Origin of the sequence: Alloacidobacterium sp., assembly GCF_035631355.1 — a bacterium.
Classification (GTDB): domain Bacteria; phylum Acidobacteriota; class Terriglobia; order Terriglobales; family Acidobacteriaceae; genus Alloacidobacterium.
The window spans coordinates 14495-35053 of sequence record NZ_DASQIX010000024.1 but is presented as its reverse complement, the minus strand read 5'-3'; the positions used below and the strand labels follow the sequence as shown (position 1 = coordinate 35053).

Here is a 20559-nt window from a genome sequence, read left to right as displayed (position 1 = left end):
AAAATTCCAGCATAAAGAAGGTTGATAGAAAAGATAAAGCCCTTGTTTAGGCCCTGCTCGCCTAATAGGATTAGCAGGCACTAGATTCGCGCGTCTCTTAATGCAGCACGCGCGGCATTGTAGCCGCACATTCCATGAACTCCGCCTACGCCGGGAGTGGATGCCGAGCAGAGGAAGATGTTGGGGTCGGAGGTGGCGTAATTTCGGCGCGTTGGGCGGAAGAGGGTTTGTCGCAGCGTCATAGCCCCGCCACTGATATCGCCCCCAAGAAGGTTTGCGTCCATCGATTCGAGGGTGGCAGGCGAGGAGATGTGGCGGGCGAGAATGCAGTCGCGAAAGCCGGAAGCAAAGTGCTCGATCTGCGCTTCGATGCGTTCGGTCATGTCGAATGTAGAACCGTTGGGAACGTGGCAATAGGCCCAGGCAATATGTTTGCCTGCGGGCGCGCGGGTCGTGTCGAAGAGCGTTGGTTGAGCAAGCAGCACGAATGGGCGTTCGGGGTGTTCTCCTTTGGCGACGGCGCGTTCGCCGGCCGCAATTTCTTCAAATGTGCCGCCGAGATGGACGGTCCCGGCGCGAAGGCAATCCGCCGCTTTCCAGGGAATCGGATCGGAGAGCGCGTAGTCGATTTTGAAAGCTCCCGGTCCCGGCTTGAATTCTTGCAAGTTCTGCCGAAATCCCGGTTCGAAGCGGTGGCTGGTGATCGCAAGTAACTGACGCGGGCTTACGTCGCATAGGAAGAGCGTATCGCGTGAGAAGGAGTCGAGCGAGATAATGGGGGAGTTGGTGTAGATACAGCCACCCAACTCACTCAGGATCGAGGCAAGGGCGTTAGTAATGGACTGCGCTCCTCCGCGCGCCATAGGCCATCCGACTGCATGAGCAGCGACGGCAAGCATAATTCCGCCGGAAGAGCTTAGCGGCGCTTCGAGCGGGAGAAACGAGTGCGCGGCGATTCCCGAAAAGAGAGCGCGTGTTCTTGCATCTTTGAAGGATCTTCGGGCAAACAGAGTTGCGGGCGTCAGGGCGCGAATGCCGAAGCGCGCGATTAGGAAGGGATGGCGCGGCACATGAACTACAGGCTGGAAGATTTCCTCGGCAAGCTGCGGCCAGTTTTCCGCCAGCGACCCGAAAATGTGCCGCCAGCGTTTGCCGTCCGGGCCAAGAGCACGCGCAGCATCGTCCAGATCACGCTCCAGCATGACGGCTGTGCCATCGTCGAGTGGATGAGCGAGCGGCGCGGGAGGATGAATCCATTCCACTCCGTGCTGTTCGAGCTTAAGGCAGGAGAAGAATGGCGATCCGGCGGCCATGGCATGAATGGTCGAGCCGAAGTCGTGGAAAAAGCCGGGAAGGGTGAGCGGCAGAGTGCGCGCGCCTCCGCCAATCGTTGGCTGGGCCTCATGTACTTCAACTCCATACCCCGCCTCGGCGAGAACGATGGCAGCAGCGAGGCCGTTCGGGCCTGAACCGATGATGACGGCGTGACGGCCGTGGAAAGGACGTCGGTCGAGAAGAAGACTGGTGCAGTCACTCATGAGTTGGAAGGATCTCCGGCCATTGAACAACGTCGAAGGTGCCGTCGGGTCTCAGAGTGAGTTCAGGTGCGTAGAGGCCCAGTAACTCGCGTCGCCACCAGATGCCTGTCTCGCTTTTTTGCGCCATGGAGGTAAACCAGTACTGCCATAGCATAGCTCGAACATATTTCGGCGGCGATTGCGGGAATGGGTTGCCGGCGAAGAGCGTAAGCACGTCAGGGTTGGAGGTTAGTAGGCGTTCTTCGGCGAGCGGCACGATGGAATTCTGCCGCCAGCTGCCGAGAGACGCAAACCAGAGGTTCCAATCGAAACGTGGCTGATAAGGGGCGTAGATGCCGGGAGGCTGGTTGAGCGCCTGAGGTTTGTAGCGGAAGGGGTAGGCCGTCCAGTTTTCGCCGTCATTGGATCCCTGGAATTCAATTTCGTAGCGGCCTCGCGTCATGACGGCGAAGAGGCCGTATTGATTTGCTATGCGGAACGGCTCAAGTGCGGCAATTGGCGATGACGGCAAGGGCGCTTCGCGCCATAGCATGTGGATGAGCTCGGCAGTTGTGACGTAGAAGATCCATGAGAGCAAAACTGCGCTGATCGCGAGGCGGATGGCGGATGCGTGCAGCCGCCAGTTTTTCTTAAATACGGCTGGTTGGGACTCTGGCTCTTGTGTGGTGTCACTAGATTGCGGAACAAATTGCAGATCCTTCGACTCCGCACCTTCGGTGCTCCGCTCAGGATGACAAACCGAAGGAAGAATCGGAGGCCAAAAGCGTTTTGGTGCAAGACGCATGAGGAACTTGTCATTGAGCAACAAGAAGCCCTGCGACAGCACAAGGTAGTTCAGGAATGTGTAATTTGCTGTAGCGATAACGACGATTTGCCAGGGAGTAACGATGAAGAAGCAGACAAGCCGGAAACGGCGCGGCATGAAGAGCATCAGAACGAGCACAAGTTCCATGGTGAGCGTGGCCCCGACGGTGAAGGCGTGGAACCAATGCGGCAGATGCTGCATGTACCAGCCGATCCATGTGGGCAACGGGCCGTTCTGGTAGTACTCGTCCATGGCGGTAAAGTGGCGCCATTCCTGGTCGCCGCTGAGGAGCTTTACCAGACCTGATTCAAAGTAGATGCGGAACCACTCCCAGAGCAGCAGAAACCGGCTGGCAGGCGAAGGCGGGAATGATGTGCCCAGTCCCGGCCAGATGCCGCGCGGTGCGAAGAAGAGCGAGATGAAGCCTGCTTCAAGCAGCATTCCATCGGACTGGTAGTTGGAGAAATCGCCGGCGGCGCTGACAAAAGAAAGAAAGCTGACGAGGCAGATGAAGAGGGTCAACCGCGGCCAGACGTTGGCTATGACAAGCAGAGAGGCGATCAGTCCGATGAGCGTAACAGTCATGAGCGCGTGGTTGCTGGTCGAAAACCAAAAGAGGCTTGGCGCGAACCAGAAACGTGTGAGTCCCGGAATGGAACGCTCGACCGCCTGCAGATATTGATGTGCCGGCAAAATCCCGTCAGGTCCAACGAGTCCGCGAATTTGAAAGAGCAGCGAGTAAAAAGCGGAAAAGTAAATGAATCCGAGGGCGCGAAGGAAGATCCAGCGCGGGATAAGATGGCTGCGCGAGCTGTTTAAATCGCCCGATCCCTTCTCCGGGCCAAATATCCTTTGCAGGACAGAAGTCCCCATCGCCATAGATGTTGGATATGATAGCCGTTTCGGGGATGCTATGTGCGCAGAGTTAGAGGCTGACCGGGGTCTAATTATGGAAAAGAAGCAGATGCGGGCAGGTCTTGAACACGAACTGAGAGCTGCAGGTGATGCAGCACGCGCCAAGCAAGTAGCCGCCTACTTTAAGACCGGCAAAGGTGAATATGGCGAGGGCGATGTTTTTCTAGGGATGCCAGTCCCTGTGATGCGGAAAATTGCGCTCAGATATCGCACTTTTTCTTTGGCTGATTTGCAAAAGCTGCTTGATTCGAAGATCCACGAATTCCGCGCGGCGGCACTCGAGATACTTGCGGCGCAGTATGCGCGAGGGAATGAGCGGCAGCGGAATGCCATTGTCAGCTTTTATTTGAAAAATACACGCCGCATTAATAACTGGGATCTTGTCGATGCGTCCTGCCGGCCGATTCTCGGGGAACACCTAAAGACGCGCTCACGCGTGGTGCTGCGGAGACTGGCGATATCGAAGAGCGTGTGGGAACGACGGATTGCAATCGTCTCAACCATGACGCTGGTGTGGGCCGGAGAACTGGACGACGCGATGGAGATTGCGGAGATGCTGCTCGACGACGAACATGACCTGATTCACAAAGCAGTAGGCTGGGTGCTGCGCGAAGCCGGGGTTAAAGACAGAGTGCGTCTCGTCCTGTTTTTGAAAACGCACTATGATCGGCTGCCGCGAACGGCGCTGCGCTATGCGATTGAGCATTTTCCTGTTGAGCAAAGAAAGAAGGTGCTTGCCGGTTACTTTGGTTCTATTGATTTGTAAGTTCGGCCTATCTTTCTTATGAGTGCATTTATATTCTCTATGTAATAACCAAAAAATCAGGATCTAACCTTGCGCGGATGGGTGTTGGTAAGTGTTGTGATTCCGACACGCGGGCGGCCTCAACTTGTCGTTTGCGCAGTTGAAAGCGCTTTGCAGCAGACGTATGCTCCGCTGGAGGTCATCATTGTAATTGATGGCGCTGATCCTGAAACTATGCGCGCATTGCAGACTATCAGCGACAACCGATTGAGCTTTATCGCGCTTGAAGAGAATGTAGGCGGTTCTGAGGCACGAAACATTGGCATACGCGCGGCGCGCGGCGAATGGATTGCATTTTTGGACGATGACGACCAGTGGGTCCCAGAAAAACTGGAGAGGCAGATAGCTGCTGCTGCAGGTGTACAGGCTGATTATCCGATCATCAGCACGAGACTATGCGCAGAGAGGGCGAATGGAAACCAAATCCTGCCGCGACGTATTTATGCAACTGGCGAGGATGTGGCGGACTATCTTTTCTGCCGCGATGGATTTTCCTATGGCGATGGGATGCTGCAGACTTCAACACTGCTGACGAAGCGGGAACTGCTGTTGGAAACTCCTTTTCAAAAGGGGCTAAAACAGCACCAGGACTGGGATTGGCTGCTGCGAGCGGCCTCGCGTCCTGATGTGCAAACAGTAATGCTGCCGGAAGTACTGGTCCGGATGCGTGTTACTGGTCCGGGCAACAGCGTCAGTCAGTCTCTGGACTGGCAGACCTCGCTCAGATGGGTAAATGAGGTTCGTCCCCTGATGAGCGCTCGCGTTTACGCCTTTTTTATAGCAACTGAATGTGTTCCGCGGGCGCAGAAATGTCGCGCGGGGTTAGGTGCGCAGATGCTGTTGTTCCGGGAATTCATCTGGAATGGGCGCATGGGTTTGAAGCAGTGCGCGCTCTTCCTTGCCTTCTGCCTGTTTCCGGAGGGCTTGCGCAACAAGCTTCGCAACAATTGATCTCAATCAACCAATGGAGGGAGATCAAGCGGACATGAGTGACCATACTGTGCTGTTTCTGCAAGCCACTCAAGAAGTTGCAACGCGGCTCGACCCAGCTTGCCTGGACCGAATGGCGGAGATGCTGGCTGCGGTTAGGGATAATGGTGGCCGCGTCTTTTTTCTAGGTGTGGGAGGTGGCGCAGCTAACGCCAGTCATGCCGTGAACGATTTCCGCAAAATTGCCGGGATTGAGTGTTATGCGCCATGCGATAACATCTCGGAGCTGACCGCACGCACAAATGACGATGGATGGGAGACTTGCTATTCGAACTGGCTGCGCGTCAGCCGCTTGAATGCGCAGGATGCCGTGTTTGTATTTTCCGTGGGCGGAGGCAGCATTGCGCAGGGCGTCAGCATGAATATCGTCCATAGCCTGGAGCTGGCAACGCAGGTAGGTGCGAAGATTTTCGGAGTAGTTGGCCGGGACGGAGGGCATACTGCGCAGGTCGCCGATGCGTGCATTGTTATTCCGACCATTCTGGAGGACATGGTTACGCCCATAGTTGAGGCGTTTCAGGCAGTGGTGTGGCACCTGATTGTCTCCCATCCCAGGCTGAAAATGAACAAGACGAAGTGGGAATCGGTACCAGCGCTGGCATGAATCGCGCCGTATTTCTTGACCGTGATGGGGTGTTGAATCGCAATATCTGGAACCCTGCAACGTCTGCCTATGAGTCGCCGCTTACACCTGAGCAGTTTGAATTACTGCCGAACGTCATTCCTGCGCTCACATTGCTGCGAGATGCGGGTTTCTTACTGTTTCTGGTTTCAAATCAGCCGAACTATGCTAAAGGCAAAGCCAGCATAAGCACACTCGATGCTATTCATGCGAAGCTTGAGGCGGCGCTGACTGACTCGAATGTTCAATTTGCAGCTTACTACTATTGTTTCCATCATCCCACATTTACCGGGGAGTGTATTTGCCGCAAGCCTTTACCTTACTTTCTGCTCAGAGCACGCGATACTTTTGGGGTGGAACTGACCCAGTCGTGGATGGTAGGTGACCGCCCAAGCGATCTTCAGTGTGGACGTACCGCTGGCGCCAGGACCGTGGAGATAAGCGATAGGACCGCATCGACATCGGGGGCAGACCGAATCGCTCCGGATCTATGGTCGGCATCACAGATCATCGTGTCTGATCAGGTTGAGAGCGCTGCGAGCTCTTTTCGTGTAATTATTTGATAGCCAGCGGCACAGGCATCCCGATAAAACATTTTGACTGTCTCCAGTGAAAAAGCGTCGAGATCTTTGCCTGCGAGATCGAGCTTATTGAGCATATCTGGAAGCATAGTAATGATATGGCAGCCGGCATCTTCCGCCTGAAAGATATTGAGCATTTCACGAGGGCTCGCCCATAGGAGTTCGACATTCGGCAGCGGCTCCAATATCCGAGCTGCGCGGCACATGACTGGTGTCGGATCAATTCCTGTATCAGCGATGCGCCCGGCAAAGACAGAAATGATGGCAGGTGTATCGGAGTCAAGACAGGCGGCGACGCGCTCAACTTGATCCAAGGTAAACAACGCGGTAACGTTGAGTACAACCCCTATGCGCGACAAACGTCGAAGAGCAGGGCCGGTGAATGCGCCCCAGGTATTTGTAACCGGCACTTTTACATTTACATTAGCGCCCCAGGAAGAGATAGCAAGCGCCTGTTCTTCCATTGCATCAGGGTTGTCAGCCAACACCTCAAAGGAAATGGGGCGGTCTGGAATTACCTTGATAAGATCTCTGGCGAAGGCTTCATAATCGACGACGCGCGCCTTGCGCATGAGCGTGGGGTTCGTCGTAAATCCTTTAATGCGCGGGTCGGCTGCCCATGTGAGAAGACTGCTGAAATCGGCTCCGTCGCAAAAGAGCTTAATGCGTAATTGGTTGATATCTGGCATGTTTTGGTCAGGATTCAGGGCTCTATGCTGAGAGGCTCGTGAACGATTTTAGGAGGTAATGTTGATGGGTCTTCTCGTTCTACGGACCAAAGAAACCGTTGTCTAAGAACTAAGTAGATGAATTGTGCGTTGCCGATAAGGTATCTGCGCCACAGACGGCGTGGTTCCACTGCAAAACGATATAGCCACTCAAGTCCAACTTTATGCGTCCAGCCGGGTGCGCGTTTGCGCAGGCCAGCTTGCGTGTCGAAGGCTGCCCCTACTGACATAGCGGCCCCGATGGGTAGAGTGGGGCAGTTTTCGTGCATCCATATTTCTTGTTTTGGCGCTCCTAATGCCACGAACAGCAGATCTGGCGCGGCTTCGGCGATCACCTCCCGGACGTGAACGGACTCGATTGGGTCGTTCTCGAACCCGAGAGGAGGGCAATATGCGCCCGCTACATACAGTCCTGGATAGCGACGCTGTAATTGAAGCGCCGCACCCGATGCCGCTTCCGGCAATCCGCCGAGAAAGAAAGCGCTCAGGCCATGCATCGCGGCATCGCGGCAGAGTAATTCCATAAGTTCGCCGCCCGGCGCGCGTGCGTCTATTTTATTTCCTAATAGCCGTGAGGCGAGCACAACTGAAATGCCATCTGGAACATTCAACGCTGCGGCGAGCAAGGCATTGTAGAGACGAGGATCTTTCTGGGCCAGCGTAATAAGTTGCGCATTAGGTCCCATGATAAGAAACGGCGCTATGATAGAAGGCTGACGTAGCGCGGTGATGATATGCTTTGCGGCGTTTTCGAGCGTAATACAATCTACAGGGACTTCGGAGATCGTGCATCGCCGCAGTGTCTTAAATGGCTTGGACACTTCTGGGGGCTGGGTCGATTCACGAGTGGAAAACATAGTCAGACTCACGGCCAAAAGGCTTCCTTTCTGCGATAAAACAGGTCTGGAGAAATGCCATTAGCAATATTGCTCAAAGGCAGAAGTTCATCAATCATCCGCCGAATGAGATAAGCAGGTGAAGCAAGCAGAGAGCGGATAAACGCGGTCAAAGCGCTTCCATACTGTTTTGCAGCAAGGTGCATATTCATGTGTCTAAGCTGCTGCTTTGCCTGCGTTCGATTTGCGGAGATATTCGATTCAAGCAACTGAGATATCTCTGATAGCGGCAGTGGTCTACATCCAGATAAGTGCGATAGTAGAAGATATTGGGCATAGAGTCCGTGTAACTCCTGCGTGCGGGAATTGCGAGAGCTGATGCTGGTCGAATTTTGGCGGAAGCCAATAAGAACCTCAGGCAACAAATGAATGTCATAGGAGAGGGCCATGCGCCACCATAGATCGGCATCCTCGGCGTGGAGAAGATTGCGGTATCCGCCAATGGCCATCGTCTTCTCAACATTAAGCGCCACTGAAGGGTGGCAGATGGAGAGCAAGTATCCGGACTGCACGAGTTTGCGAAGTTCGTGGGGCGTGCCGCGGGTACTGCGGAAGCGCCCGAGGCTGCGTTTTGGCGGATAGTATTCGGCCAACGAATAAAACATGCCCGCGTCGGGAAATTGCAAGATGTATTCCTGGAGGCGCTCGATCCGCGTTGGGTAGGAGACATCGTCCGCGTCCTGCCGCAGGAGCCAGCCCGTGCCTGCTTCGCGCAACATTCGGTTCAGCGTCGCGGCAAGTCCGTGGTTTGGCTGTGAAACAATGCGAAAACGTTCGTCCTGGATGGTCTCCAGATATTTGAGGCTCCCATCATTGTCCCCGTCAACAATGACAAGGACAGTGAAGTTGCGCGCTCTCTGATTGTAGAGGCTTTCAATTGCTTCCGGCAGGAAGGGCATCGCGTTGTAGACAGGCAGACCAACAGTAATTGAGCATTGCTGCACGGCCACTCCTTAAATGGGCGAGTGTGCGACCAGTTATGGTTGAGCACGAAAGAACCAGCTAAGTACGGCAATAAGTGACAAAAGACGTAGTTATTGATTTAGTTATGAATATATATTGCAAGTTATAGGTGCCAAGTCAAGCTGAAGCCAGTAACTTGTGGAAACTATGGTAACGTTTGCATTTTAGAGCGTCTCTGATAACGTCCTTATTAACCACAGAGCAAAGTGTGACAAAGGCCCTCATTGTAAGAGGGCGACTTGCTGGCTGCCTATGTTCAAGAGTTCATCTGCTGATTGCCACGGATGCCAATATTTCCTGACTGGCGGAGCAGGCTTTATTGGCAGCCACTTTGCAGATGCGCTACTCTCCGATAGCCGCATTGAGGCTGTTACCCTTTACGATAATTTCTCTTCAGGCCGCGAGTGGCACTATGAAGCACATCTAAGGGATGACCGGCTCCAAGTGCTGCGCGCTGATTTGCGTGACATTTCCACGCTGACCGAGGCGATGAGCGGTCATGACGTAGTGATCCATCTGGCGTCAAATCCCGATATTGCTCGCGCGATATCTGAGCCTGAGATTGATTTCCAGCAAGGCACCTACCTGACAAACAATGTCGTTGAGGCGATGCGGCGTTCCGGAGTGAAGAGGCTGCTGTATGCATCCGGGAGCGGGGTCTATGGGGATGTAGGTGAGCGGGAAGTCTGCGAAGACTATGGGCCACTGGTCCCGATTTCAACCTACGGCGCAAGCAAGCTGGCCGGCGAAGCGCTGATTGCCAGCTATTGTGAGATGTTTGATCTAAGGGCCTGTGTGTTCCGGTTTGCAAATGTGGTGGGTGCGCGGCAGACGCATGGAGTGGGGTTTGATTTTGTTCGGCGCCTGATGGCTAATCCAAGACGGCTGCGAGTGCTGGGTGACGGCAGACAGAGCAAGTCTTATATTCACATTTCTGACGTAGTGAGCGCTGTTCTTCATGTTAAGCAGTATTGCGCTGAAGATTTCGCCGTCTTCAACGTCGCTACGAGAGATGTGATCACGGTTAAGCAGATCGCAGAGCTTGTGGCCGAGTGCCTACAACTGGATGCAATGCCGGAGCTGGAATTTACCGGCAGCGATCGAGGCTGGAAGGGAGATGTTCCAGTTGTTCGGCTGAACACGGACAAGATCAGAAAGCTGGGGTGGACATCACGTTACAACAGCCGCGAAGCGATGCGTGCGGCGTTGGTGGCAATGATCGTAGACGAGAGAGTGTGCTATGCGTAGTGCACTGCCGACACTGGCGCTGCTGGCGGGTGGACTGGCTACGCGCATGCGCCCGCTAACGGAGAGCGTGCCGAAATCGCTGCTAAGTGTCGATGGAGAACCTTTTCTGGCGCACCAGCTGTGGCTACTTGTCGAACAGGGAATTAAGGACGTCGTCATTTGCTGCGGACATTTGGGAGAGCAGATCGAAACTTTTGCGGGCGACGGTTCGAGATTTGGATGCCGTATCCGCTACTCATATGACGGAGACACTTTGCTGGGAACTGGAGGAACTCTTCGACGCGCGCTGGCCCTTCTTGGCGGGTCCTTCTTCGTGATGTATGGCGACAGCTATCTGCTTGCGGACCCGATGCGCGCATGGAAGGCATTTCTGGCGTGTGGAAAGCCCGCATTAATGACTGTGCTACGCAATGATGACCAATGGGAGGCGAGCAATGTCGTCATGCGAAACGGCATAGTCATCAGCTACGACAAGCATAGACATTCGCCGGATATGCGTTACATCGACTATGGCTTCAGCGTGATACAGGCCAGCGTGCTCGCAGGATGGCCGGATGGCGAAAGGTTTGATTTGGCCGATGTGATGACCGGGCTGACAGTCGAAGGAAAACTGGCCGCACATGAAGTGTATGGGCGCTTCTACGAAATAGGCTCGCCGGAAGGCTTTAACGCGACAGAGAAAATGCTTCGCTCACTTCGTAAATCGATGGAAAGCGAATTGTTGGAACCAGTGGGGTGCGGGCGGTGATTATGACGCGTACTCCTTTGCGCATTTCATTTGGAGGCGGCGGCACAGACTTGCCGTCGTATTACCGGGAATTCGGCGGCTTTGTGATTTCAGCAGCCATCAACAAATACGTTTACATCACCATCAATAAAGGGTTTCTGCCCGGCTATTTCCTCAGATATTCAGAGATGGAACATGCGGAGAAGTATCAGGACATTCTTCACCCACTTCTTCGCGAGACGTTAAAGCTGCATGAAGCCCCTTCTCCGCTTGAGATTGTCAGCATTGCCGATGTTCCGGCGGGAACGGGGTTGGGATCGTCCGGGTCATTTCTTGTTGGCCTGGTGCATGCGCTCCATGCCTACGAGCGCAAGCGTGTCACTGCTGAAATGTTGGCGCAGGAAGCAGTCGAAATCGAAATGAGCCGTTTGAACGAGCCTGTTGGTAAACAAGACCAGTACATTGCGGCCTATGGCGGGCTGCTATGCCAGGAATATCGACAGGATGATTCTGTCGATGTGACGACTCTGAGCGTCAGCGAGACGACTTTGCGTGAGCTTCGGGACTCGCTGATGCTCTTTTTCGTGGGACAGACACGCAAGGCTTCGGCGCTGCTGGATGACCAAAGAAAGCGTTCAGAGCAGCGCGACAAGGCAATGCTGGAAGGCCTGCATTTTGTAAAACAGCTTGGAGAGGAAATACGGCGCGTTCTCGAGTCCGGAGCCCTGAATGAATTCGGAAGGCTTATGCACGAGCATTGGCTGCGGAAACGTGGGCGCTCCCGTGGAATGACAAATGACAGGGTGGATGCGTTGTACGAAGTCGCGCGCAATCACGGTGGCGCGACCGGTGGCAAGCTCGTCGGGGCTGGCGGCAGCGGGTTCCTGCTGCTGCATACCGCGGACCGAAAGCGCTTGCGCGGAGCGATGACGCAGGCTGGAGCCAAAGAAATGGAATTCGACTTTGACTTTGATGGCTCTGTTGTGATGATGCGCAACACGTGAAAATACGAGGGCAAGATGGCAGTTGCACCATTGAGGATTGGAGACAGTGAGGATCTCCGTGCCATGCGCGATGACGAAGTATCACTGGGGTCATTACTCATGGCGTTTAATCGTCGTCGCGCGATTTTCTTCTGCATCCTCATCGGTTGCCTTATCGCAGTCACGATGTATTGCCTGGTGGCGACACGGCGGTATCAGGCAACCGGCCAAATCCAGATACAGAAAGACAGTACCGGTGCTTTTGGACTGGAGAGCAGCGTAATGGGTGATGCTGTCGACTCTGCCTCAGACGCCCTGGACTACAACATCACTCTACAAACTGAAGCGAATATCCTGAGCTCCGATACGCTGGCATTACGCGTTATCCATGAACTTCATCTGGAGACGACGGAGGACTATTATCCGCCGGCTAAAGCGGGCAGGCATGCGGCGTTTCCTTCATGGTTCTTTTTTGGGAGGAAGCCGGTCGAACCATTGAGCGTGCCTCTTGAGAGTGCACCAAGTCGCCGTTATGTGGTGCTCAAGATATTCGCCAGCCATCTGAAGGTCGAGCCCGTCACAGGGACGCGACTCATCAATGTCAGCTATTCAAGTCCCGACCCGCAAATGGCTGCAGATATTGTGAATCATCTCATCAGCGCCTTGATGGACTACACGTTTCAGGCGCGGTTTACCGCTACAGCGCAGGCGTCGAACTGGCTCACAGCACAGCTCGATGATCTGCGGAAACAGACGCAGGATTTGCAGACAAAGGCGATTACTCTTCAGCGTGAAACCGGAATGTTTGGCGATGACGAGTCGCATAATGTTGTGCTGGCGCGGCTTGAAAGCCTGAATGAAGCATTGGCGGCAGCGGAGTCGAATCGCATCCTGAAGGAGGCAGTCTATCGCGTGGCCAGCAGCGGCGACCCCGAGCTGATTTCTGGCCTGAGCGGAAACTCCGGTGCCGGCGCAGTTGCATCGATGGCGAATTCTCTTGGTCTGATTCAAAACCTGCGCGCCCAGGAGGCCGCGGCGAAGGCAGAGCTGGATGAAGACCGGGTCAGATATGGAAGCGCGTATCCGCGTATTGCAGAACTGCAGGCGGAAGTTGCCGGAATTGATAAATCCATACAGGATGAGGTGCACCGCATCGGTGAGCGGGCGCGAACAGACTATGAGATCGCCGCAAGGACCGAGACTTCAGCTCGGACCGCGCTTGAGCAGCAGAAGAAAGTCGTCAATGACTTAAACGATAAGGCAATTGCTTATGGACTCGCGAAGCAGGAAGCCGATGGCAGCCGCGAGGTTTATGAAGGCTTACTCGCAAAGCTGAAACAAGCAGGTGTGCTTGAGGGGCTGCGCTCTACCAACATCACGGTTGTGAACCCGGCGCGTGTGCCGCCACCGAACAGACCTAGGAGTCCAAACATTTTGTTCTATTACGTGGCCGCGATTGTGGTGGGCCTTATCTGCGGCATTGCAGCGGCTTGGTTGAGGGACATTACAGACGCCAGGATTAGATCGTTGGACGAACTCGAACAACTGACCGGCGCGCCGCTTCTGGGATTGATACCCGCCATTGAACGAAATAAAGGCCTCTCTCCAGGTGGAAGCCAGAAAAACTTAAAAGGACTCGGAAGGTACGGATTTCGGATCGCAACTTCCACTTATAGCGACAGCCCATTTGCCGAATCGCTGCGCTCATTACGCACATCGCTCATGCTGTCGCGCAGCAGCGGTGCTCCACAAGTGCTGCTTGTAACCAGTTCCAATGCAGGGGAAGGCAAGAGCACAATTTCGCTCAATCTGGCAACGGTTCTGGCGCAGCAAGGAGTACGGGTTCTGCTGGTAGATGCGGACTTACGGCGTCCTGTGCTGCATGAACGAATAGGCGTACATGCGCCTGTGGGCCTGAGCATTGCTCTTTCGAGCGACCAGACTGATCCTCAGGCGCTTCCAGTCGAGAGCATCCCGAACCTGTTCGCATTATGCGGCGGGCCAACTCCCCCATTCCCCGCGGAACTGCTGGGTTCGAAAAGAATGCAAGCTCTCTTAGCCCAATGGCGGAGTGAGTATGACTTCATAGTGATGGATGGCCCTCCAGCTTTACCCGTGACAGACGCAATTGTGTTGGAGCAGCTATGCGACGCGGTATTGTTGGTAGCCCGTCACGGTGTAACAGAAAAGAAGGTGGTTAACCGAAGCTATCGTGCGCTAATACGCCAACTGCCGCAGCATGTTGTTCTGGGGATCGTTCTCAACGCTGTACCGGGACGCTCTTCCGATTTTTACGAGTATTACGGCTACCGGAGCCACACCTATAGCGCTGAGGGAACGGTGAATGAAGCGAAGGCATAGCCTCTATATTCTTTTTCTGCTTTGCGCGTCGACGTGCCTCGGGTCGGCTCAAGTGAAACCGGCGGAAGACATTGTCGCTAAGCCCACGAATACTCGGGAGAGCCTGCTGATAGGCCCCGGCGATCTGCTGCACATTACAGTTTTTCGCGAGCCGGATCTGGAGCAAAAGGTGCGAGTGAAAGATTCGGGTGAGATTGATTTAGACCTTGCCGGAACTGTGAAATTGTCAGGACTGACTCCGCACGATGCAGCCAAAGCGATCGCGCAGCTTTATATGCAAAACCACTTTCTTAACCATCCTCAGGTGTCGGTCTTCATCGAAGAATACGCTACGCAGAGTATTTCAGTGTTAGGACAGGTGAACAAACCAGGCGCTTTCACTGTGACGACAATGCGCAGCCTGCTTGATGTGTTGGCCATGTCCGGAGGGCTGACGGAGATGGCTGACAGACATATCACCATCCAGCGAGCTGATCATAGCGGGAACATTGTCGTGTTCCTGCCAAACAACCCGCCTGTCAACGCTCGGGCTGCAGAAATGGTCTATCCGGGAGATACGGTGCTTGTACCAAAGGCCGGAATCGTTTATGTGCTTGGTGATGTTGGTCGCCCAGGCGGTTATATCATGCAGGACGACTCAAATTTGACGGTGATGCAGGCCGTTGCTCTGGCTGCTGGTGCAAACAGAACTGCCAAAGAAGATGCTGCCCGGCTCATTCGCAAAGTTAATGGCAGTTATCAGGAAAGCGCGGTGCCACTGCGCGATATAGAGAAGGGCAAAAAGCCGGACATGCAGCTCGAGGCAGATGATGTGCTCTATGTGCCCTTCAGCATGGCGAAGGATGTAGTGCTCGGTACCTCCAACATTCTGTCATCAACTAGTTCGGCAGCCATCTATGCGGCGCGATAGAATGCCTGCCGCCATCGGCACATCATGGCTGCATCAAGTCGGAATCGAGGATGTTCTATGCGTTTGTCTACTCGCGTTTTTTGCCATGCAAGGTGCAATTCCCGGCATTGCCCCGCACCAGTCAAGCGAGATGACAAATATAGCTGACACTGGCCTGATGAAGATGGCCGGCATTGGATCGCAGGTCATCGTCAACGGAGCGATCTGCATTCTTGTATTACTCCATTCGAGTCGGCTGTGGCGCTTTGCCTTCGCGTTGCAGTGGACTGCCGTGCTGGCCGCATTCGCTGTTTGCTCCACGCTTTGGTCGCAGGACGCTACGACAACTGCGCGGAGGTCGGTCCCGTTTGCGCTGGCTACGCTGTTCGGACTTTATCTTGCATCGAGATTTAAGATTCGTCAGCAACTTCTCACACTCACAGCCACAATGGTCGTTCTTGCCCTCGCAAGCATTTTGCTTGCTCTGTTTGTTCCATCCATTGGACTGGAAGCGTCAACAGGGCATTTCGGCAATTGGCAGGGCGCATTCACACAAAAAAACGCCTGCGGCAGGGCGATGGTTTTTGCCACAGCGGCAGTCTTGTCACTGCGAGGAAAGCCTCTTGTCCGCCTGTGCTGCTTCGCGCTGTTCTTGTTCGTCCTGGTGATGAGCGGCTCGCGCGGCGCTTGGTTGATCGAGGGGATGCTGCTTGTCTGCTATGGGATGTTGCGCTTGCTGGAACGCTTCAACTCGTCTGGCAGGATGTTGCTGCTGTTCGGTTCGATCATGATAATGGCCTGCACAGCTGTGGCCGCATGGATATATTTCCCGTTGCTCGCTGGGTTTGTGGGCAGAGATGCAACGCTGACTGGGAGAACGGCGATCTGGCAGCAGGTCTGGGAGGCAATCCTTAAGCATCCTTTTGTTGGCTATGGTTTTGCGGCTTTCTGGCAGGGAATGAAAGGCGAGTCTTACAACATAAGTCTCACGTTGCATTTTGTAGTTATGCACGCGCACAACGGGTTCCTGGAAATCTGGCTTGAACTTGGAGCGTTCGGGTTGCTGGTATTCCTCCTAAGTTACATGCGCGCATCGAGGAAGCTTTGGCCGTCTCTGCGCTCTGCGGAAATCGGCAGCGCATGTTGGATGGTATTTGTTCTGTTTCTAATTACAGTCTATGACCTGGATGAAAATACGCTGATTATCTTCAATGGGCTTTATTGGGTTCTCTACGTCGCGGCGGTTGCCGACATCGAAATCATGGCGCTCGAATGTAAGCGTCATCGACAACTATTTGAATTGAATATGTCTGGATGCGTGCCCGAGCACGCCACGGCATGACGCGGAATGGCAGCAGCAAAACCTTCACAAAATCGTGCCGAATATCCAGAGCACCTGCGATGCCTTTCGCTCCCTTACTGCAAGGCCATGCTGTCAGCGCCTCAAGCGAGTTTATCCGATTCAGTCGAGGAGCAATTAGATGAGGAGTGGTAAGGTGCTTATTTATCGCAATGAGCTTTTGCCGCTCTCCGAGACATTTATTCTTTCGCAGGCCGGCGCACTTCGCAGATTTGAGCCGGTGTTTGCTGGACTAATGCGAGTGAATAATGGCTTGGATTTAGCTCGCGAGACTGTTCTTACGTTTTGCGGGGAGGAGTCACTGGCTGAAAAAGCAAAACGGCGACTCTTCCTGCGGACTGGAAGCGGTCGCCTGTTTTCGCGCGCAATAGCAGAACAGGAGCCTCAAATCATACATGCGCATTTTGCCGTTGATGCCTGTGCCGTGTTGCCGATTGCGAGAAGGTTGCGCATTCCGTTGATTGTTACGTTGCACGGATACGATGTGTCATGCCATGAAGCGGCACTCGAACGCTGGCCGACGAACAAAGCGTATTTTCGGCGAAAAGAGGAGTTGTGGAGATATGTGGATACTTTCCTTTGCGTATCAGAACATGTGCGGCAGCGCGCATTATTCCGCGGGTTCCCCGCGCATAAACTCCGCGTCCATCACCTCGGCATTCAGCTTTCCAGGGACAGCACGCTAGAGCGCGATCGTGACAAAACAATCGTGCTCTTTGCCGGCAGATTAGTCGAGAAGAAGGGCTGCATCTATCTCATCCGCGCGATGGCGCGTGTACTAGAAGACATTCCAGAGGCTCAGCTCGTGATCTCCGGTGATGGTCCTCAGCGCGCAATGCTTGAAAGGGAGGCTGCATCGTGCTGCCGCAATGCAATCTTTCTAGGCCACCAACCCCATGCCGCTGTGCGCCAGTGGATGCGGCGAGCACGCGTGCTCGTTGCTCCAAGTGTTCGGGCGCGCAATGGCGATTCCGAGGGGCTGCCAACTGTGCTCTGCGAGGCTCAGGCGGAAGGGCTGCCGGTTGTTGCATTCGACACAGAGGGAGTTATAGAAGCCCTTTTCCCGGAGCGGCGAAGTTCTCTGGCGAAAGCAGAAGACGTTGCTGCATTGGCGAAGGAGATTGTTCATTTTTTGAAGGACGACAAGGCTTGGCGCCGGGCGAGCGATGCAGGAATGCGTCATGTGAAGGCACATTTCGATCTCGCCGCGCAGTCACAGCTGCTCGAAGAGAAGTACGATGAGGTCCTTGTGAGGTCTCGTGCCTGAACCTGGCAGCCTACGCCGCAATACGCTCTGGATGATCTCCGGAAACGGTGTGTCGTTGGCATTCCAGGCGGCGTATTTCATCTTGATTGGCCGGACACTTGGAAGCCATGAATACGGCGCATTCGTCGGTGTTGTCGCACTGGTGAATGTGCTCAGCCAGTTCAGTAGTGTGGGCATGGAAATGATTCTCGTGCGCAATATCAGCCGCGCGCGCGATTCCTTTGCCTGCACTTGGGGAAACGCGTTGCAGATCAGCGTATATGGCTTTGCAGCCCTGCTCATTCTGGCGATGCTGATTGGCCATTTCACGCTCAAACCGGAGTTGCTGCGTCTGGTTCCATACATCGCCTTGTCGGATGCTTTGCTGGGGAAAATTGTCCAGCTTGCAAGCCGTGCTTTTCAGGGTGCGGACATGCTGAACTGGACAGCAAGACTGGCCGCGTTCACGAATATCATCCGCGCTGTGGCAGCGCTGGGGCTCTTCTTTTTTGCGAAGTTTGTACATCTTCATGCAAACGCGCTCTTATGGACAAGAATCTATTGGCTGTCGTCACTCGTAACTGCAACCATCGCTTTTGGGGCAGTCACGAAGCTACAGGGGTGGCCGAGATTCAGCAGTATCAGATTGCGTGACCTGACAGAAGGGTTCAGCTTTGCGTTGTCCAGTTCTTCGATTTCTGTCTATAACGACATTGACAAGACTTTTCTTGTCAGCGCGGGCCAGCTATACGCCGCAGGAATCTATTCTGCGGCTTATCGCATTATCGATGTTGCCAGCGTTCCCATCTATGCCATCTACGCTGCTGCAGCGCCACGCTTTTTTCGAGACGGCGAGCGCAGCGTCAAAGAAGCATTGGCATTAGCGAACCGGTTACTTCGACGGACTGTTCCATACGGAATGGGCATTGCGCTTTTGCTATGCATCGCTGCGCCATTACTGCCCAATCTTTTTGGCGCTTCATTCCGCGGCTCAGTTGAGGCTCTGCGTTGGTTGTGCCTGCTTCCGCTCATGCGCGGTCTGCACTATGCGTGGGGAACCGCGATTACAGGTTCGTCATCGCAGTGGTACCGCACGACGACGCAGTTGACAGCGGCTGGACTCAACGTGCTGCTGGATATCGCATTGATCGCGCGATGGTCCTGGCGTGGAGCCGCCGCTGCTAGTTTGTTGACCGATGCGGCGTTGGTCGCAATGAGCCTGGTTGTGGTGCTTTAGCTACGCGCGAGAGAGAACAGACGCGCAGCAATGCTCATGCAGGCTGCGTGAGTGTCGGAATCGTCACGGCTCTCAGAACTCTTCTGATTCAGTGGATGCAACTTCCTTGTCTTTGATTTTCGGGCTGCCGAAGATGCGAAAGCCGGACACGTTGCGCAGATGGAACGCGGGTTGGTAATTGTCGCCGGGTAGCTTGATGCGGAAAAGGTCGGCATCTGTAACCGTATCGAGTACAAAAGCAGGACGCGCATCCGGCGAAGCATAAGCGATCTCAACATTGGTCAGCTCAATGTTATTCACATGTCGAATGTAGAAGCCATGCCCGGGCATCGGGCCGAACATATGCGGGTCAGGGTAGCCGGCTTCATTTTCCGGAGGCTGAAGCGCCGCCATTTCGGCTGTTCCTCCGCCCTGGTGATGAAGATAAATGTCATGAATCTTCAGGTCTGCGATTGGATGGCCGGGAATCCCGCTGATGATTGCTGCGTACTTCGATGCGGAATTGTAGCTGACGATGTTGCTGAGAATGACCCGGCGATTGTCGCCAACCGGAACTCCCGCGGGGCCACGCATGCGGCTGCCAAGGCGAATAAAGATGGGCGCACCGGAAATATCGCGCATAGTGATGTTGGTGAAAGCCACGTCTTCAAGCAGCGCTCCGTCCACGCTTTCCAGAGCGATGCCGTTGCAGCCCTCAAAGACACAGTTGGAGACAGTAATGTTCTTGAACCCGCCATTTGATTCTGTTCCAAACTTGATCCGTCCAGTGCGCGGCACTCGCTGATCGGAAGGGAACTTCTTAAATGTGCCGTCCAGCAGCGTTCCGAGCTCATAACATCCAGTGACATAGCAGTTGGTGATCGTCACATTCTCAGTCGCGCGCGCATAACCAAGCGCATAGGAGCTTTTCGGGCAGATACCGTCATCCCAAGGCGAATTGACGGCGCAGTTTGAGACGCGGACATTCTTGCAGCAGTCAATGTCCATGCCGTCGCGGTTGGTGTCGATCTTCAGGTTGTCGATGATGAGATTGTCGACACCAGTCGCAAGAATTCCGAAGTGCCCGCCTTTGATGATTGAGAAGCCGGCCAGCGTGATATTGCGACAATTCTTCAGGCCGATGGCCTTGTTGCCGATGCGCGGCTCTTCCGCGCGCGGTTCTTCCCGTGTGCCCCGGCTCAGGCCCTTGCCCAAGATGAGTCCCGGCCCAAAGATGGATACATCATGCAGGTTTTCTCCCCAGATCAGGCTGTTGTGCCAGTGGTTGTGCCCGAAGTCCTGATAGGCTTCCCACGGAGCGTTCGATTCGGCGGGATCATATCCATCGCCGTGATCGGCAGGAGTTTCCGCGGCGAGAATGGTCGCGCCCCGCATGATTTGTAACGCAACGTTGCTCTTTAAACGGATGGAGAACGAATTGTAGATCCCCGCGGGGAAGAGCACTGTGCCGCCGCCCGCGTTTGCCGCGGCTTCAATAGCGCGATTAATGACAGGCGAGTCGATGGTTTTGCCGTCACCTGTGGCGCCGAATAAACGAACGTCATAAATGCTGCCGCTCGGCTGGTGCGAGGTAGTCTGTGCGCCAATGCCCATCGGGGCGAGCGCCGCCGCGCCTATGGTGGTGTATTTCAGGAAATCACGGCGCTGCTGCTGCATAGGGTGCCT

18 protein-coding genes are annotated in these 20559 nt (G+C 54.5%); 12 read left to right on the top strand and 6 right to left on the bottom strand.

The genetic code is table 11. The annotated features are described in order from the left end of the window. Positions 1 to 80 precede the first annotated feature (80 nt). Positions 81 to 1538: an NAD(P)/FAD-dependent oxidoreductase gene (locus VEV40_RS05245; protein WP_324830664.1), complete on the bottom strand. Its 1458-nt coding sequence runs from the start codon at positions 1536 to 1538 to the stop codon at positions 81 to 83. After that, complete coding sequence (locus tag VEV40_RS05240) at positions 1531 to 3216, bottom strand: lipase maturation factor family protein (RefSeq protein ID WP_324830663.1); 1686 nt, start codon at positions 3214 to 3216, stop codon at positions 1531 to 1533. The genes VEV40_RS05245 and VEV40_RS05240 overlap by 8 nt, the downstream gene beginning before the upstream one ends. A gap of 76 nt (positions 3217 to 3292) precedes the next feature. On the opposite strand from VEV40_RS05240, the gene VEV40_RS05235 reads away from it, so the two are divergent. The 4 genes from VEV40_RS05235 to VEV40_RS05220 all read left to right on the top strand — a co-directional run bounded on the left by VEV40_RS05235 (position 3293) and on the right by VEV40_RS05220 (position 6238). Beyond that, the gene (locus VEV40_RS05235; protein WP_324830662.1) at positions 3293 to 4024 is read left to right on the top strand and encodes a DNA alkylation repair protein; all 732 of its coding nucleotides are present in this window, start codon (positions 3293 to 3295) and stop codon (positions 4022 to 4024) included. Between the two features lie 96 nt (positions 4025 to 4120). After that, complete coding sequence (locus VEV40_RS05230; RefSeq protein WP_324830661.1) at positions 4121 to 5014, top strand: glycosyltransferase family 2 protein; 894 nt, start codon at positions 4121 to 4123, stop codon at positions 5012 to 5014. Positions 5015 to 5048: 34 nt separating this feature from the next. Next, positions 5049 to 5657, top strand: coding sequence for an SIS domain-containing protein (locus tag VEV40_RS05225; protein WP_324830660.1), 609 nt, complete (start codon positions 5049 to 5051; stop codon positions 5655 to 5657). Then, positions 5654 to 6238, top strand: a complete 585-nt coding sequence (locus VEV40_RS05220; protein ID WP_324830659.1) for an HAD family hydrolase — start codon at positions 5654 to 5656, stop codon at positions 6236 to 6238. Before VEV40_RS05225 ends, VEV40_RS05220 begins: the two co-directional genes overlap by 4 nt. Here VEV40_RS05220 and VEV40_RS05215 read toward each other — a convergent pair. The 3 genes from VEV40_RS05215 to VEV40_RS05205 are packed head-to-tail and all read right to left on the bottom strand — an operon-like array spanning position 6196 to position 8824. Further along, positions 6196 to 6945 (bottom strand): transaldolase, encoded by a 750-nt coding sequence (locus VEV40_RS05215; protein ID WP_324830658.1) that lies wholly within the window; start codon positions 6943 to 6945, stop codon positions 6196 to 6198. The genes VEV40_RS05220 and VEV40_RS05215 overlap by 43 nt on opposite strands. A 14-nt stretch (positions 6946 to 6959) precedes the next feature. Further along, the gene (locus VEV40_RS05210) at positions 6960 to 7841 is read right to left on the bottom strand and encodes a WecB/TagA/CpsF family glycosyltransferase (RefSeq protein ID WP_324830657.1); all 882 of its coding nucleotides are present in this window, start codon (positions 7839 to 7841) and stop codon (positions 6960 to 6962) included. An 8-nt stretch (positions 7842 to 7849) separates the two neighbouring features. Beyond that, positions 7850 to 8824 (bottom strand): glycosyltransferase family A protein, encoded by a 975-nt coding sequence (locus tag VEV40_RS05205; RefSeq protein ID WP_324830656.1) that lies wholly within the window; start codon positions 8822 to 8824, stop codon positions 7850 to 7852. 271 nt (positions 8825 to 9095) lie between these two features. On the opposite strand from VEV40_RS05205, the gene VEV40_RS05200 reads away from it, so the two are divergent. The 8 genes from VEV40_RS05200 to VEV40_RS05165 all read left to right on the top strand — a co-directional run bounded on the left by VEV40_RS05200 (position 9096) and on the right by VEV40_RS05165 (position 18894). Beyond that, positions 9096 to 10091: an NAD-dependent epimerase/dehydratase family protein gene (locus VEV40_RS05200; protein WP_324830655.1), complete on the top strand. Its 996-nt coding sequence runs from the start codon at positions 9096 to 9098 to the stop codon at positions 10089 to 10091. Then, positions 10084 to 10839, top strand: a complete 756-nt coding sequence (locus VEV40_RS05195; protein ID WP_324830654.1) for a sugar phosphate nucleotidyltransferase — start codon at positions 10084 to 10086, stop codon at positions 10837 to 10839. The genes VEV40_RS05200 and VEV40_RS05195 overlap by 8 nt, the downstream gene beginning before the upstream one ends. A gap of 2 nt (positions 10840 to 10841) precedes the next feature. Then, entirely contained in the window at positions 10842 to 11822 is a 981-nt protein-coding gene (locus VEV40_RS05190) for a galactokinase (protein ID WP_324830653.1), read from the top strand. Between the two features lie 15 nt (positions 11823 to 11837). Beyond that, a complete protein-coding gene (locus tag VEV40_RS05185) occupies positions 11838 to 14162 on the top strand; it encodes a GumC family protein (protein WP_324830651.1) in 2325 nt (774 codons plus the stop codon). After that, complete coding sequence (locus tag VEV40_RS05180) at positions 14146 to 15072, top strand: polysaccharide biosynthesis/export family protein (protein ID WP_324830650.1); 927 nt, start codon at positions 14146 to 14148, stop codon at positions 15070 to 15072. Before VEV40_RS05185 ends, VEV40_RS05180 begins: the two co-directional genes overlap by 17 nt. Then, positions 15059 to 16393, top strand: a complete 1335-nt coding sequence (locus tag VEV40_RS05175) for an O-antigen ligase (protein ID WP_324830649.1) — start codon at positions 15059 to 15061, stop codon at positions 16391 to 16393. Before VEV40_RS05180 ends, VEV40_RS05175 begins: the two co-directional genes overlap by 14 nt. Before the next feature lie 139 nt (positions 16394 to 16532). Continuing rightward, positions 16533 to 17678: a glycosyltransferase gene (locus VEV40_RS05170; protein ID WP_324830648.1), complete on the top strand. Its 1146-nt coding sequence runs from the start codon at positions 16533 to 16535 to the stop codon at positions 17676 to 17678. Next, positions 17671 to 18894 (top strand): oligosaccharide flippase family protein, encoded by a 1224-nt coding sequence (locus tag VEV40_RS05165; protein WP_324830647.1) that lies wholly within the window; start codon positions 17671 to 17673, stop codon positions 18892 to 18894. The genes VEV40_RS05170 and VEV40_RS05165 overlap by 8 nt, the downstream gene beginning before the upstream one ends. 72 nt (positions 18895 to 18966) lie before the next feature. On the opposite strand, the gene VEV40_RS05160 is transcribed toward VEV40_RS05165, so the two are convergent. After that, a complete protein-coding gene (locus tag VEV40_RS05160) occupies positions 18967 to 20550 on the bottom strand; it encodes a rhamnogalacturonidase (RefSeq protein WP_324830646.1) in 1584 nt (527 codons plus the stop codon). Between the last annotated feature and the right edge of the window lie 9 nt (positions 20551 to 20559).

Coding starts and splice junctions, on each gene's coding strand:
- VEV40_RS05245 (WP_324830664.1), bottom strand. CDS start 1,538: ATGAGTGACTGCACCAGTCTTCTTCTCGACCGACGTCCTTTCCACGGC.
- VEV40_RS05240 (WP_324830663.1), bottom strand. CDS start 3,216: ATGGGGACTTCTGTCCTGCAAAGGATATTTGGCCCGGAGAAGGGATCG.
- VEV40_RS05235 (WP_324830662.1), top strand. CDS start 3,293: ATGGAAAAGAAGCAGATGCGGGCAGGTCTTGAACACGAACTGAGAGCT.
- VEV40_RS05225 (WP_324830660.1), top strand. CDS start 5,049: ATGAGTGACCATACTGTGCTGTTTCTGCAAGCCACTCAAGAAGTTGCA.
- VEV40_RS05220 (WP_324830659.1), top strand. CDS start 5,654: ATGAATCGCGCCGTATTTCTTGACCGTGATGGGGTGTTGAATCGCAAT.
- VEV40_RS05215 (WP_324830658.1), bottom strand. CDS start 6,945: ATGCCAGATATCAACCAATTACGCATTAAGCTCTTTTGCGACGGAGCC.
- VEV40_RS05210 (WP_324830657.1), bottom strand. CDS start 7,841: ATGTTTTCCACTCGTGAATCGACCCAGCCCCCAGAAGTGTCCAAGCCA.
- VEV40_RS05200 (WP_324830655.1), top strand. CDS start 9,096: ATGTTCAAGAGTTCATCTGCTGATTGCCACGGATGCCAATATTTCCTG.
- VEV40_RS05195 (WP_324830654.1), top strand. CDS start 10,084: ATGCGTAGTGCACTGCCGACACTGGCGCTGCTGGCGGGTGGACTGGCT.
- VEV40_RS05190 (WP_324830653.1), top strand. CDS start 10,842: ATGACGCGTACTCCTTTGCGCATTTCATTTGGAGGCGGCGGCACAGAC.
- VEV40_RS05185 (WP_324830651.1), top strand. CDS start 11,838: ATGGCAGTTGCACCATTGAGGATTGGAGACAGTGAGGATCTCCGTGCC.
- VEV40_RS05180 (WP_324830650.1), top strand. CDS start 14,146: ATGAAGCGAAGGCATAGCCTCTATATTCTTTTTCTGCTTTGCGCGTCG.
- VEV40_RS05175 (WP_324830649.1), top strand. CDS start 15,059: ATGCGGCGCGATAGAATGCCTGCCGCCATCGGCACATCATGGCTGCAT.
- VEV40_RS05170 (WP_324830648.1), top strand. CDS start 16,533: ATGAGGAGTGGTAAGGTGCTTATTTATCGCAATGAGCTTTTGCCGCTC.
- VEV40_RS05160 (WP_324830646.1), bottom strand. CDS start 20,550: ATGCAGCAGCAGCGCCGTGATTTCCTGAAATACACCACCATAGGCGCG.